Origin of the sequence: Lewinella sp. JB7, from assembly GCF_024297185.1 — a bacterium.
Taxonomy (GTDB): Bacteria; Bacteroidota; Bacteroidia; order Chitinophagales; family Saprospiraceae; genus Neolewinella.
The window spans coordinates 38,728-53,017 of sequence record NZ_JANCTD010000002.1; the positions used below are offsets into that span (position 1 = coordinate 38,728).

At 60.4% G+C, this 14,290-nt stretch carries 11 protein-coding genes; 3 read left to right on the plus strand and 8 right to left on the minus strand.

What is annotated here, in order from left to right:
• The first annotated feature begins 12 nt into the window (after positions 1 to 12).
• Positions 13 to 1,272 carry a putative DNA modification/repair radical SAM protein gene (locus NMA52_RS03780; protein WP_254826310.1) on the plus strand — a complete coding sequence of 420 codons (1,260 nt, stop codon included), beginning with the start codon at positions 13 to 15 and terminating at the stop codon, positions 1,270 to 1,272.
• An 89-nt stretch (positions 1,273 to 1,361) separates the two neighbouring features.
• Here NMA52_RS03780 and NMA52_RS03785 read toward each other — a convergent pair whose 3' ends face one another.
• Positions 1,362 to 2,693, minus strand: a complete 1,332-nt coding sequence (locus NMA52_RS03785; protein ID WP_254826311.1) for a lipopolysaccharide assembly protein LapB — start codon at positions 2,691 to 2,693, stop codon at positions 1,362 to 1,364.
• A 163-nt stretch (positions 2,694 to 2,856) separates the two neighbouring features.
• Complete coding sequence (gene gyrA / locus NMA52_RS03790; protein WP_254826312.1) at positions 2,857 to 5,421, minus strand: DNA gyrase subunit A; 2,565 nt, start codon at positions 5,419 to 5,421, stop codon at positions 2,857 to 2,859.
• Between the two features lie 164 nt (positions 5,422 to 5,585).
• Between gyrA and ubiE the strand changes: the two genes are divergently transcribed.
• Together ubiE and NMA52_RS03800 are read left to right on the plus strand one after the other, a co-directional pair.
• Positions 5,586 to 6,323 (plus strand): bifunctional demethylmenaquinone methyltransferase/2-methoxy-6-polyprenyl-1,4-benzoquinol methylase UbiE, encoded by a 738-nt coding sequence (gene ubiE / locus NMA52_RS03795; RefSeq protein WP_254826313.1) that lies wholly within the window; start codon positions 5,586 to 5,588, stop codon positions 6,321 to 6,323.
• Positions 6,272 to 7,018 carry a porin family protein gene (locus NMA52_RS03800; RefSeq protein ID WP_254826314.1) on the plus strand — a complete coding sequence of 249 codons (747 nt, stop codon included), beginning with the start codon at positions 6,272 to 6,274 and terminating at the stop codon, positions 7,016 to 7,018. The genes ubiE and NMA52_RS03800 overlap by 52 nt, the downstream gene beginning before the upstream one ends.
• A 3-nt stretch (positions 7,019 to 7,021) precedes the next feature.
• On the opposite strand, the gene tpiA is transcribed toward NMA52_RS03800, so the two are convergent.
• The 6 genes from tpiA to gldG form a co-directional block, all read right to left on the minus strand.
• On the minus strand, positions 7,022 to 7,789 hold the full coding sequence (gene tpiA, locus NMA52_RS03805) for a triose-phosphate isomerase (RefSeq protein ID WP_254826315.1): 768 nt from the start codon (positions 7,787 to 7,789) through the stop codon (positions 7,022 to 7,024).
• Between the two features lie 25 nt (positions 7,790 to 7,814).
• Complete coding sequence (gene bioB / locus NMA52_RS03810; RefSeq protein ID WP_371930942.1) at positions 7,815 to 8,822, minus strand: biotin synthase BioB; 1,008 nt, start codon at positions 8,820 to 8,822, stop codon at positions 7,815 to 7,817.
• A 126-nt stretch (positions 8,823 to 8,948) separates the two neighbouring features.
• Positions 8,949 to 10,394, minus strand: coding sequence for a hypothetical protein (locus tag NMA52_RS03815; protein ID WP_254826317.1), 1,446 nt, complete (start codon positions 10,392 to 10,394; stop codon positions 8,949 to 8,951).
• Positions 10,387 to 11,577: a zinc dependent phospholipase C family protein gene (locus NMA52_RS03820; RefSeq protein ID WP_254826318.1), complete on the minus strand. Its 1,191-nt coding sequence runs from the start codon at positions 11,575 to 11,577 to the stop codon at positions 10,387 to 10,389. Before NMA52_RS03820 ends, NMA52_RS03815 begins: the two co-directional genes overlap by 8 nt.
• The gene (locus NMA52_RS03825; protein WP_254826319.1) at positions 11,564 to 12,535 is read right to left on the minus strand and encodes a DUF4340 domain-containing protein; all 972 of its coding nucleotides are present in this window, start codon (positions 12,533 to 12,535) and stop codon (positions 11,564 to 11,566) included. The genes NMA52_RS03820 and NMA52_RS03825 overlap by 14 nt, the downstream gene beginning before the upstream one ends.
• A 3-nt stretch (positions 12,536 to 12,538) precedes the next feature.
• Complete coding sequence (gene gldG / locus NMA52_RS03830) at positions 12,539 to 14,263, minus strand: gliding motility-associated ABC transporter substrate-binding protein GldG (protein ID WP_254826320.1); 1,725 nt, start codon at positions 14,261 to 14,263, stop codon at positions 12,539 to 12,541.
• Between the last annotated feature and the right edge of the window lie 27 nt (positions 14,264 to 14,290).

Consider the following 14,290-nt stretch of genomic DNA (forward strand, 5'->3'; position numbering starts at 1 on the left):
CAATCGAAGTTCATGAACGAAAGAGTAGCCGAAAAATTAACCATCCTCGCCGACGCCGCGAAGTACGACGTGTCGTGCAGCAGCAGCGGAAGTAAACGTAAAAATACGGTGGATGGGCTCGGAAACGCCACGGGTATGGGCATCTGCCATACCTATACCCAGGACGGGCGATGCGTATCCCTGCTCAAGATCTTACTTACCAATCACTGCATTTTTGACTGTGCGTATTGCGTCAGTCGGCGCAGCAACGACGTCAAACGTGCCGCCTTCACCGTGGACGAGGTCGTCGATCTGACGCTCAATTTTTACCGGCGGAACTACATCGAAGGCCTGTTCCTGTCGTCCGGCATATTCAAGAGCGCGGACTATACCATGGAACGTCTGGTCCGGATCGCCAAAAATCTGCGGACTGAGCATAAGTTTAATGGCTACATTCACCTGAAGGCCATCCCCGGCGCCACTGATGAACTGATCCACGAGGCCGGACTGTACGCCGACCGCCTCAGCGTCAATTTGGAAATGCCCAGTGAGCTGAGTCTGAAGAAGGTTGCTCCGGAGAAGAATTACGCCGAGGTGTATCAGCCGATGAACTTCCTGAAGGAATCGATCACCGGTTACCGGGAGGAGAAAAAGGCCCTTATGAAGACGCCGAACTTCGCGCCCGCCGGCCAGTCTACCCAGATGGTCATTGGGGCCAGTCCCGAAACCGACAAGGATATTCTATCCCTGGCCGCTACGCTATACTCCGATCAGCAACTGAAGCGGGTTTACTACAGCGGTTACGTCCCGATCAGCGACGACAGCCGCCTGCCCACGCTCTCGGCTCCGCCCCTACGCCGGGAAAACCGACTGTACCAGGCCGACTGGCTCATGCGCTTCTACGGTTTTCGCGCCGATGAGATTGTCGACGATAGCCAGCCCAATCTGGATCCCGACGTCGACCCTAAGTTGGCTTACGCGCTGCGCAACCCCGCCCTGTTTCCGGTCGACATCAACAAGGCCTCCTACGAGATGATTCTACGCATCCCGGGCATCGGGGTCAAATCCGCCTGCAAGATTGTCGATGCCAGACGCTTCCGCCCCCTGCGGCGCGAGCACCTGCGCAAGATCGGGGTAGTCTGGAAGCGCGCGCAGTACTTTCTGATCTGCGCCGATAAGGATTTCCGGCAGTTGGGTTTCGATCCCCTGGCCATTCGACAGCAGGTAACGTTCAACGCCAGTAAGACGGGAAGGCACGCGGCGGATTCGGGACAACTCGTTCTGTTCGGCTAGGGTTCGTCCTGACTTGACGGTGCTAAAATGACAAAGCCCCGCTGAAGCTAGCTTCAGCGGGGCTTTGCGCGTAGGGGGATCGGTCGGGGTTACATACCCTGCTCGGCGAAGTAAGACTTCTCAATCTTTTCTCCGGCCTGAACCTTCTCGATACGGGCTTTCATTTCGTTGGAAGCGTCGTAGTTGTCGCGGCGCGCGAAGATTTCCTTAAGCGCGATCAGCGTGTTGAGGTTGTTCGGATCGGTTTTCTCCGCCTTCTGGAAGTAGGGGAAAGCGATGTCAAACTCGGCGTTGATTTCCTTCTCCAGCGCCTCGTACTTGGCCTGACCTTCCTTGCTGAAATCGTTGCCGAGTTCTACCAGCTGGTTGGTCATGTTGGCGGCCCGGTTAAAGTAGAGGGCGCCGAGGCTGTAAATAAGGGAAGCGTTCTCTTCGTCAACGTTCAGTCCAGCCTCGTAGTTACTCTTCGCGTTGTTGAAGTAAGTCTTGGCCGTTTCGGGGTCTTCATCCCGGGTGGACTGGTACAGGCGGTCGTATACGGAGCCGAGGGTAGCGTACAGACTCACGTTTTCGGGTTCGGCCTTGATGGCTTCTTCCAGTTTGTCGGTCAGCTCGTCGAGTTTGTCCTGGGCCAGGTAGTAGTTGATTTCGGTGAAGAGCAGCTGAGTTTCGTCGGGAAACTTCTCCCGGCCTTCCTGCAGGTACTTACCGGCCTGCTCCATATCGTCCTTACCACTGTACACCTTGTACAGACCGTCGTAGATGCCTACGTCATCGTAGCCACCGGAGTAGAGGGCGAGGAAGAGGGGTTCGGCGGCGTTGTAGTCTTCGTTGAGTACAGCGGACAGGGCAGCGTAGTAACGCTCGTCGTTCAGCTTGGACTCGTCTCCTTCGTACACGCTCTTTCCGCCGTTCTTGGTCAGGAACTCGTGGACTTCCACGCTGGTGTTAAAGGCGGCGTAGCTGTCGGCGTAGGACTTATCCTGAATGGCGTAGATCCCCTCGTTGGAGATGTTGCCCTGAAGGGTTTCGAGGCCCTTGAGCGCATCGCGCTGGCCGCCCTTCTTATCCGACAGGTTGTAAGCCTTCATGTACAGCTTGGCGGCCTTGGAGGCTGCCTGGGCCAGCAGGGGCTCGATGGGCTCATTGTTGGCCAGGGTACGGTCGGTCACGTACTGGTTGATCACGGCGGAGTAGATGTCCGCGACTTCGAGGTGTGCTTTATAATCGCTTTGGACGGTAGGGTCCTGAAGGGCGATCTGGGCGGCGTCGACGGCTTCCTGCAGCTTGACCGGGTCCTTGGTGGAGGTAAAGCTGCTATAAGCCTTGGAGGCTTCCTTCAGCTTGTCTTCGCCGCTTTGCGCGAAAGCTGCGGAGATAGCAAAGAGCGCGATGAAAGCGCTAAGCAAAAAATTACGCATGGCAATAGTGTTGGTTTCTGAATGATATGTGTCTCTCCTTAGACAGTTGATTATGGCGGAGGTAACTGCAAAACGTCGATTGTCGACGCAAGTATCGTTAACGCCTTCATAAAGTTACGGGAACGGCGCGGGAAAGCCGGTGTTCGCAGCCGAAGTCTCGGGCCTATTCCTCCTCACCGGCGATCTCGTCCTCGTCGATACTGACCACGGCGACGTCCGCGATCGCGTCGTCCGGCTCCAGCTTAATGAGTCGTACGCCCTGAGTCGACCGACCCATTACGCGGAGCGCTTCCATGGAGGTACGGATCAGAATGCCGGAGCGATTGGTGATCATCAGGTCGTCCTCGTCGCTGACCGCCTTGATGGTAACCAGTTCGCCGGTTTTCTTGGTGATCTTCATCGTCGAGACGCCCTTGCCGCCACGGTTCGTAATGCGGTACTCCGACCATTCCGACCGCTTACCCATTCCCTTTTCGCTGACCACCAGAATGGACTTATCCATGTCCAGATCATGGTCGATGGTAACCATACCGACCACTTCGTCCTTCGGTCCGTTGAGCGTTATGCCCCGGACACCGGCGGCGTTGCGGCCCATGTTACGCACTTTCTCTTCCTCGAAGTGAATGGCCTGTCCCTTACGGGTGGCGAGGAATACGTGGCTGTTGCCCGTCGTCAGTCGAGCTTCCAGTAGTTCATCCCCCTCGTTGATGGTGATGGCGTTGACGCCATTGGTCCGGGGACGGCTGTACTCCTCCAGGCTGGTCTTCTTCACCTGGCCCTTACGGGTGGCGAAAATGACGGAATGATTAGCCAGGAACTCCGCGTCGGTCAGGTCGGCTACGCTGATGTAAGCCCGCACGTTATCGTCCTTCGGCATGGCCAGGATGTTCTGGATGACCCGGCCACCGCTGTTCTTACCCGCCTCGGGAATCTCGTAGATGCGCAGCCAGTAACACCGACCGTGCTCGGTGAAGAGCAGCAGGTAGTTGTGGTTGCTGGCGATGAAAATGTGCTCGATGAAGTCGGCGTCCCGGGTCTTCGAACCCCGGCTGCCCCGACCGCCCCGGCTCTGGGCCCGGTATTCCGAGACCAGGGTGCGCTTGATGTAGCCCAGGTGGGAAATGGTCACGACCACGTCCTCGTCGGCGATCATATCCGTGATCGAAATGTCCGCCGTGTCGAGGCTGATCTCGGAGCGCCGCTCGTCGCCGAAGCGGGCGCGTACGTCCTGCAGCTCCTCCTTGACGATGTCGCGTTGCAGTTCCTCGCTTTCCAGGATGGCCCGCAGGCGGTCGATCAGTTCGCGGATCTCGGCGTACTCATCGCGGATCTTATCGATCTCCAGACCCGTGAGCTTCTGCAGACGCATGTCGAGAATGGCCTTAGCCTGCTCCTCGCTCATGACGTTGCCGTCGGCGACGATCAGTTCTTCGGTCTGTACTTCCCGGACCAGGTCGCCGAATTTATTCCAGAAGGCGGCCTTGTCCTCGATGAAGTCGCCCGCCATCAGGCCGTCTTTGGCCTCTTCGGGGTTGGCGCTGGCCCGGATCAGGCGGATCACCTCGTCCAGATAGTCGAGCGAGATCAGCAGTCCGATGAGGATGTGGGCCCGTGCGAGGGCCTTGTTGAGTTCGAAACGCGTGCGGCGCTGAATGACTTCCAGCCGGAAGGCCACGAATTCCTCAATCAGATCCTTGAGGTTAAGGGTCATCGGCCGGCCGCCGACGAGGGCCACGTTGTTCACCCCGTAGCTGCTCTGCAGGGGCGTGTACTTGTAGAGATAGCTCAGTACGATGGAGGCCATCGCATCGCGCTTCACCTCGATGACGATCCGCAGGCCGTCGCGGTCCGATTCGTCGCGGACGGCGCTGACGCCGGTGATCTTACCGTCGTTCACCAGTTCGGCGATCTTAGCTACCAGGGTAGCTTTATTAACCTGATAGGGAATTTCGCTGATGATGATGGTTTCCCGGTCGTTGGCGTCGACCTTAATGTCGGCCCGACCCCGGACCACCACGCGGCCACGGCCGGTACGGAAGGCTTCGCGCACGCCGTCCATGCCGTAGATGATGCCGCCGGTAGGAAAGTCGGGTGCCTTTACGAACTCCATGAGCTCGTCGACCGTGATGTCGGGATTATCTACCGTAGCGATGATGCCGTCGACCACCTCGTTCAGGTTGTGGGGGAGCATATTCGTGGCCATACCGACCGCGATGCCGGACGCGCCGTTGACCAGGAGATTGGGGATGCGGGTAGGCATCACCGTGGGTTCCTTCAGCGTGTCGTCGAAGTTAAGTTGGTAGTCCACGGTGTCCTTGTCCAGGTCGCCGAGGATGCTGTCGGATATGCGCTGCAGCCGCGCCTCGGTATAGCGCATGGCGGCCGGGCTGTCGCCGTCCATGGAGCCGAAGTTACCCTGGCCGTCCACCAGCGGATAACGGAGCGACCAGTCCTGGGCCATACGGACCATGGTGTCGTACACCGACGAGTCACCGTGGGGGTGGTACTTACCGAGTACCTCTCCGACGATACGGGCCGACTTCTTGTGGGCCCCGCGGTAGCTCAGTCCGAGTTCCGACATACCGAAGAGCACGCGGCGGTGGACCGGTTTGAGGCCGTCGCGCACGTCGGGCAGGGCCCGGCTGACGATGACCGACATCGAATAATCGATGTACGCCGATTTCATCTGGTCTTCGATGTTGACCGGAATGATTCTTTGATTTGGCATTGAAATTGGTTGTTTTAGCTTCGCTGCGGGTTGCAACGTAGAGCGCGTGCGCGGACAGCTTGTTAATCAAGGAAATCCGCGGTCCCGCCCGCCCGCGAAGGTACAAAAATCGTGCCTCAAAACCTACCTCAACCAAAGCTAATTTGACCCGTTAACTAGGGCATATGAAAAGGACGGACAAGGTGGTGAAACCCTACGGGCAGGAGGAGTCGAAGAAGGCGGAAGTAGGGCGGATGTTCGACGCGATCGCTCCCACCTACGACCTGCTTAACCGGGGTACTTCCCTGGGCATCGACACCCTGTGGCGCCGTAAGCTCATCGCCCAGCTCGATCCCGTCCGGCACCGCCACATCCTGGACGTTGCTACCGGTACGGCCGATGTCGCTATCCAGACCGCGAAGCGCACCGACGCCGCCCACGTGACCGGTCTCGACCTGAGCGAAGGCATGCTCGAAATCGGTCGCCGCAAGGTGACAAAATTGCAGCTCGACGACCGCATCACCCTCGTACAAGGTGACAGCGAACAGCTCCCCTTCGCCGACGATTCCTTTGATGCCGTGACGGTGGCCTTCGGCGTGCGCAACTTCGAGAACCTCGAACGGGGCCTGAGCGAAATGCGCCGCGTCCTGCGGCCCGGGGGTAAATTGGTGATCCTGGAATTTAGTCGGATCCGCGTCGCTCCGCTCCGCTGGGCGTTTAATTTCTATTTCGGCAAAATTATGCCGCTCATCGGCCGTTTACAGAGCAATGACCCCCGCGCCTACGCCTATCTCTTCGAGAGCGTGCAGGTATTTCCCAGCGGCAGACACTTTACAGCGATCCTTGACCGGGTCGGCTTCAACGACACGAGATGCAAATCACTCACCTTTGGCGTGGCTTCCATTTACACCGCCAACGGGTAATCATCACCCTGCTCTTTACCGTAGGCTTTTGCTCCTGCGCCCGCGCCCAGTTCGTCGGGGGAAGGAACCAGAATTTCTTCGACTTCCAGGCGAAACCCTACTACTTCGGCATCACGCTCGGCTACAACTCCAGTCGCTATACTCCCTTCCGCAGCAACGACTTCATCTATACCGACAGTATCGTGGGGGTGACCAGCCTCGACGGCCCCGGCTTCAACCTGAACCTCATCGGGAACCTGAAGCTCGGTAAGTACTTCGATTTTCGCTTCACGCCGGGGTTCAGCTTCGCCGAACGGACGCTCAACTACACCCAGAGCAGTGTACGCCGCGTCGAGAGCCAGGAAAAGGTAGAATCGGTATTCATCGAAATGCCGTTCTACTTCCGGTACAAATCGGCGCCCTACCGCGACAAACGGCTGTTTCTGATCGCGGGCATGAAGTACAGCTTCGACGTCGCTAGTGAAAGTCGCACGCGACAGGCGGAGGAACTGGTCCGGATCAGTCCGCACGACTTCAGCGTAGAGTACGGGGCGGGAATCCAGATCTTCTTCCCCTACTTCATCCTGTCACCGGAATTCAAGATCAGCCACGGGATCGGCAACACGCTTCTGTTCAACCCGACCCTGCCGGAAAGTCGGGTACTGGAGAAGGTGACGAGCCGCACCTTCACCCTGTCGTTTCACATCGAAGGGTAGGGACTAGGACCGCCGCGAACCGGCCGCCTGGATGATGGCCGCGAAATCGTCCGCCTTCAGACTGGCACCGCCCACCAGTCCGCCGTCCACGTCGGGTTCGGCGAAGAGTTCGGTAGCGTTGTCGGGCTTCACCGACCCCCCGTAGAGGATGGTCATGTTAGCGGCCACCTCGCTGCCGAACTGATTCGAGATCATGCGGCGGATGTGGTCGTGCATGGCCTGCGCCTGTTCCTTGCTGGCGGTAACGCCGGTGCCGATGGCCCATACGGGCTCGTAGGCAATAACGATTTTCGCGACCTGCTCGGGAGAGAGGGAGGATAAAGCTTCCTCGACCTGCTTACCCACCACGACCTCGTGGTTATTGGCCTCCCGGATGTCCAGTTTTTCGCCGCAGCAGTAGATGGGGGTGAGTCCCGCCTCCAGCGCGCGGATGATTTTGCGGTTGATGAGCTCGTCGTCTTCCGCAAAGTAATCGCGGCGCTCGCTGTGCCCGAGGATTACGTATTCGATGCCGGCGTCGACCAGCATCTCGGCGCTGATCTCTCCGGTGTAAGCACCGCTCTGCTCCTGGTGCATGTTCTGGGCGGCAACGGCGTAGTTGGGGTGCCCCTCCACCAGTTTCTGTACGGCCAGTAATTGGATGGCCGGAACCCCGAATACCACCTTCGTGGGCGGATTGCCGACCTTCTCCATCACTTCCCTGACCAGGGCGGTACCCTGGGTGGGCGTGGTATTCATTTTCCAGTTTCCGGCGACCATCGTGCGGCTCATCGTAGATAATTTAGGGGATTCTCGATTAGTGTCTTTTCGCTTCGTTGCGTTCGATCTTGTGGCCGGGCCGGCTCCAGCGGATGCGCTCCTTCGCCGTCGGCGCGCCCGGATCTTCGGTAGGAACGGGGCGGGAGCCCTTCGCGTAGGCGGCCGTGGGGCGCAGGCCCAGCGCGGCGAATAGTTCCATATCGGCGAAAGCCTCCGGATTCGGCGTAGTGAGCAGTTTATCCCCCGCGAAAATGCTGCCCGCGCCGGCGAAGAAGCAGAGTGCCTGCCCCTCGGCGGACATCTCCGTGCGCCCCGCGCTCAGGCGAACCGTGGTGGTCGGAAGTACGATGCGCGTCACGGCGATCATACGGACCATTTCGAAAATATTCACCGGTTGCTGATCTTCCAGGGGAGTTCCCTCTACGGCCACCAGGGCGTTGATGGGCACGGATTCCGGAACGGGGTCGAGGGACGCCAGAGTGAGCAGCAGGTTGAGGCGATCGGTCACGGACTCGCCCATACCGATGATGCCCCCCGAGCATACAGTAAGGCCGGCCTTGCGGGCGTTGCCGATGGTCTCCAGGCGATCCTGGTATCCGCGGGTGGAGATGACCTCCTTGTAGTACTCCTCGCTGCTGTCGAGATTATGGTTGTAGGCGTACAGTCCCGCGGCGGCCAGGCGCTCGGCCTGGTTGGGCGTCAGCATGCCCAGGGTCGCGCAGACTTCCATGTCGAGACCGTTCACGGTACGGACGAGGTCCAGCACCTGGTCGAATTCGGCGTCGTCGCGCACGTTGCGCCAGGCGGCACCCATGCAGAGTCGGCTGCTGCCCAGTCCCTTCGCACGTTCGGCGGCGGCCTTTACCTGCTCTACTGACATCAGGGCATTCTCCTCGATGTCGGTATGGTAGCGGGCCGCCTGGGGGCAGTAGCCGCAATCTTCGGGGCAGCCTCCGGTCTTGATGCTGACGAGGCTGGAAACTTGCACTTCGTTGGGATCGTGGTGCTTACGGTGTACGGTAGCGGCCCGGTACAGCAGTTCCATCAGGGGACTGTCGTGCAGTTGCTGTAATTCCGCGAGGGTCCAGGAGGTGGTGAGGTCGGTAGTCTGGGCAGTCATAGGGCGGCAAATATAGGCATAAGCCGCTTGCGAAGTCGACCCGCGGCCGCCTTAGCGAAATTCGTAGATGTACCACCACTTTTGCCGGTCCGCCCATCCACCCAGGTTAACCGTATCGATCCATTCCGGCCGGTCGGTGAACACCAGTTTTCCCGCCGCCGGGGGTGCCGGAGTTTCGCGTGTGTGGGTAACGAACAGACAGGGGGCGGGGCCGCAGGAGCCGGGCCTGACCAGGGAAAGCGAATCGATCTGGTGGCGCGGTCGACCGTAATAGCGGGCCGTGGCCCCCTCGGCGTCGATAATTTCCGCATCGGGCCCGGTCAGCGTAGCCGCTCCGGGGTAAGCCTGGTTGACGAAGCGGGCCGGAGCGATCTCGGAAGCCGCCGGTCGCAGAAGGACGGCCAGTAGTAGGACGAAATTGGTAGCGGCCGACAGTGCCACCAACCACCGGGTAAGGGGTTTGCGCCACCAGCCGTCCGCTCCGCGGCGCTGCCAGGCCGTTGCCGCCCCCGCCACGAGCACGGGGACGAGGGGAATCAGGGGATACAGAAAACGGATGTCCTTCCGGGCCAGGGCGGAGTGGACGACCACGAAGGCCACGACCATCCAGGTAAGCGGGTCGCGCCGGAACCACCAGCAGAAGCCAACCGTCCCGACGAGGTAAACCAGGCTGAGGGGTGGGATGCCCCGCAGAAAGACCAACACCGGATACGCATACCACGGCCGCGTGCCGTAGGTAGCCGCCTTCCCCTCGATCAGATTAGCCGCCAGGTAGTTCCAGGCGGGCAGGGTCCACTCTCCGTACAACCAGTAAGAAAGGGGGTAGGCCAACAGGAGGGCAGACAAGCCTCCCGCAACCACGGCGGCAATGGAGGTCCACCGCTCCCGTTCGACGAACAACAGCCACGCGCCGAAGCCGGCAACCATGATGCCGACCTGGTACCGAAACAGAAAGGCCAGACCGAAGCACGCCCCGGCCAGAAAGGCGGAGTGGCCGCCGGCACCCGTGAAGCGGTGAGGGTCCCCGGAGCGGGAGAGGGGATAGAGTAGTAGGCCGATCACGGCGAACAGACCGGACCAATTCTCGCTCGAGAAGCGCACGCCGCTGTAGTAAGCGCACCAGTGGAAGAAGAGCAGCAGGACGAACCAGAGGCGTACCCCGGCGGAAATTCGGGGTACGTACCTCCGGTATAGGAGCCCCGCTACGGTCAGCGTCAGCGCGCCCGACAACAGCCGTAGAATAAACGCGACCGTAAAGGGATCGGTATGGCCGAACCAGCCGACGACCCGGTGGATCGTGTAGGCCAGGGCGGGTTGCAGCGCCGGTCGCATCCGCTCGTGGTATTCCCACGGTAGGTCCGTAGCCTCCGCCAACCCCAGCTTGTAAGCGGCAAACTCCAGGATCTGAAAGTGCTCGTCCAGCTGGTGATACCCGGCGGAGTAGTAAGCCGCTACAACGAAGAGGAGGGCCGCCGGGAGTAATATTCGCTTACTCATGCGGACGGGAATCAGCGGGCTTGGCCGAAGCGGTCGGTTCATCCGGCACGTTCAGCGATTCGGTTGGGAAAAGTACACCCAGGTCGGGCTGGCCGGCATCCACCCAGCAACTGTACCACACGGAACCGACCCCGTGAATCGCGGCCCGAAATCGCTGTTCGACCATTCCATCCATGGCTTCCGACCACGCCCGGGCAAATTCGGTGCACTGCGTATTTACCAGACGCCCCAGCCGCTCTTCCGTGCACCATTGCCGGTCGGCGGGGAACGCCTCCCGCAGTCGCCGTTCGGTGTGCAGTACGCTGTCCACCAGTGCGTGGCTGCCCAGTACGACGTCCCAGTAAAAGTCGTTAGGCTCCGCGACGTACTCGGCCGCTCCGACGAAATAGTCGAACTCCTCATCCGCGAATAATTCCGGTAACCGGCTCTCCCAGAAGGCGTGAATACCCGTCTGACCGGTCAGTTGACCGTTATAGTTTTCGGTGGTGTGCAGGGGGACGTAAGCATCACCGATGTAGTGGCCGATCTCCGCCGACAGTTGCAGAATGCGGTCCGCATCCAGGTCCACGAACGCCTGGGTGAGTTGCCGGTGGTGTGCCGCCAGGTAATAGGGCAGGATGCCGGATTCTGAGAAACGATCGGTAACGCCCGCCGATAGGATGGGTTCCGGGAAGCCGGCGGCACGCAGGGAGTCCGCAGGCACGCTACCTTCCCCTGCACGCAGGGCGGGCAACAGGGTGCTATACCAGAGTTGACGCAGGGTGTCGTGGGGCAGATCGAAGGTATGGTCCCGGGAGATCAGGAGGACGCGATCGCCGATAAGGGTGTCCTGCCGCCAGTGCACCGTGTCTCCGGGCCCGTTTACGGTATGAATTATGGCGTGCTTCATGAGGGCGTCGACGTAGGTCCTCGGCAGTTCCGGGAAGGGCAGTGACCCCCACCGGTCAAGGTCGATGTAGTGACGAACCGCTTCGTGTTCGCTGGCGTAGCGGCGCTTGTCCGGGTCGACGGCGTGTTCGGCGAGGTAATCGATACTGGCCCGAAAGAAGGGCATCATTTCCGGGGGCAGGGTAAAGGTGGCCAGCCGGTTGATCCGTCGGTGGCCGAAGAACCCCCAGGGTGGCGTAGGCTCTGCCACGGACGTAAGGCAAATCAAGGCGCAGAGCAGGCTAAAACGAAGCATAACTCAGAAGTAGGGGTTGGGTGGTTTCTACGGCCAGGAGCGCCCAGTCCTGACCGTCGTTGACGAAGGCGGTGTACGCGGACAACTGCCCGCCGGTCGGATCGGCGAAGCGGGGGAATACGGACATGAGCTGCTCCTCCCGATCCCTTTCCTTGAGGCGGATCACCGCGAACGGTACCGCCTCCCGGGCCTTGCGGATGGACGCCTCATCTCCGTTCTCGTAGCGGCTGATGTAGTAGTCCTCGTAGCGGGATAGCACGCCCTCCGCCGTGCCCCGAGAGACGGCTTTTTCCGTTAGGCCAATGTCGTAGAGTGGCGTAACGCGGAACGCACCGTTCGCATCACGCTGCATCCGGAAACTTTCCGCCCGCTGCTGGGGGTAGTCGATGCTCAGGTATTCGACCCGGGCGGGATCCACCGCGAAGAGTCTTTTGGAGCGCCATTCATCATCCCGCAAGTTGAAGCGGTGGCGCAGATTGCCGGTCCACATCGGTAAGTGGACGATGTACGGATTATCGCTGCCCTCCATGATGGCGGCCGTGCCGAGTTCGCCATTCGCGCCGCCGCCGATGTAGTAGCCCCGCAATTTGTTGTCGCCGCGGTCGAAGAGCCGAACGAGGATGCCGCCTCCGGCCAGGTTACGGACCAGATTCGGGATGGCCTTGCTGGTCGGAAGCGACTGCACTTCCATATGCCCGATGGCCTGCAGCAGGTTTTTCATCACGTTCTCGTTAGCGGGATGTTTGCCACCGTACATCCACCCGGTCGGACCGCCCCGGGTGAGTTCCGCCTCGCGCCCGTTGCGATCGGCAACGTAGATCCGGTGGATCTCCTGCACCCGGGGGTAGGCAAAATCGCGGTCGTCGGCGGGCGGTTCGGTATTCGCCGGCGTGGTGGTATACCAGGCGATCGTACCGAGCAGAATTACTGCCGTCAGCAGAATGAGGGTGCGCTTCATGCCTTATGGTCTTGCGTAACGCCGCCGGCGGAAGTAGTTGAATGCCAGCCCGAAAAGAGCTAGTAGAAGGAGGGGAACTCCCAGGTTCAGGAGCCTCCAGTATCCGGCTTCCTGTTGGGCACGGTTCTGGTCGAGTAGGCGCAATTTAACCTGCTTACTGCGGCTGGCGATCACCCCGTCGGGATGCAGGAGGTACTCCACGGCGTTCAGCATGAAATCCTTGTTGGCGTACGGGATCTTCGAGAATGGGTTGACCCCCAGGAAGCCTACCTCGCCACGGCTGTTGACGCTGTTGGCCAGTACGTCGCCGTCGCTGATGACGATCATGCTGGTCTCCCGGGACTCGCCGCGGTAGGGCAAACCGCTGCTTTCGAGCAGGCGTTCGTTGTCGCGGCTCAGGCGGTTGGCATAGGGGCTGGAAAAGGTGCCGCGCAGCAGTACGGCCAGCGGCAGGTCACTTTCGTTGAAGCGTTCCAGGTCCACGCTAAACTTCTGGGCGTCGAGGTCGATGGGTGTTGGCAGTCGTTGGCGCCGGGCACGATCGCTGCTCGCCAGCAGCACGGTTTCCTCCACGGAATCCCCCCCGCCGACCAGCTCGATGAGGGTGGGGTAGCGCATGTCCACCCCGTCCAGGTTCTGAACAATGGGATTATCGCCGTGGGGCAGAGCCAGCACGTGATACGGAAACGGGACCAGGGAGAACTTCGGACCGCTCTGTCCCTGGTTAGTGGCGATCGGAATCGGGGTATTGATCAGGTCGAGCACTAACTGATTGCCCAGTCGGAAGCCGTAGCGGAAGAATAGGTCCTCCAGGCCGGTAGTGCGGGTCTGCGGAAAGGCTTCGCCGGTCGCACGGAGGCTGTCGTAGTCCATGGCGACCGCGTCGATGGCCCAGATGACCTTGCCGCCGTTCATGACGTACTGGTCGAGCTTGAAGGCCGCGAAGTCGCTGAACGGAACGGTGGGTTTAGCCACGATCAGCAGGTCGATGTCCGCGGGCAGGGTGGCGAAGCTGTCCAGGTACACCGGCCCCACCTCGTAGTCCTTGCGCAGTTCACTCACCAGGTCGGCAAACTGCAGGGGACCGAGCTCCCCGTTTCCGAGCGTGAAGCCGATGACCGGCCGATCGTTGCTGAGCAGCCCGTCGATGGCCCGGGTGAAGTTGTACTCGAGCAAGCTTTCGGCCTGGTTGAGTTGCTGTTCGATGGGTACGTCCGGCCGGGCACTGGAGATCAACGGGACGATTCGCTGTCGGTCACCGTAGTAGAACAGGGCATAGGGATAAATGGCCCGGGTCGTGCGTTCGCCGGCCGACTGCTGGTAATCGGTGATGGGGATAATGCCGTCCTTCAGCATATCCTCCTGGCGCTGCCGCACGTCATCGGGCTGTCCGGCCAGCGGATCCACGAACTCGTACTCGACGTAGTCGGTGTAGGCGGAAAAGTCTTCGAGTGTTTCCTCTACCGCCGTGCGCAGGCGTTGGTAGCTGGCCGGTAGCTCGCCGTCCAGCAGAATACGTACGTAGACCGGCTCCTCGAGCCCGGAGAGTTGCCGCTGGGTGTGGGGGGTGAGGGTAAAGCGCTTGTCCTGGGTGAGGTCGAGCGCTCCGTACAGTCGGGTATTGCCGATCTTCGCGTTAGCGAGCACGTTGACGACCACGAGGAGGGCTACGGCCAGGGCGAATTGGATGAAGGCCTGAGTGCGGTATTTACGTTCGAGTGCGGGCATACGATTTCGGTCGCGAAGATAGAGCAC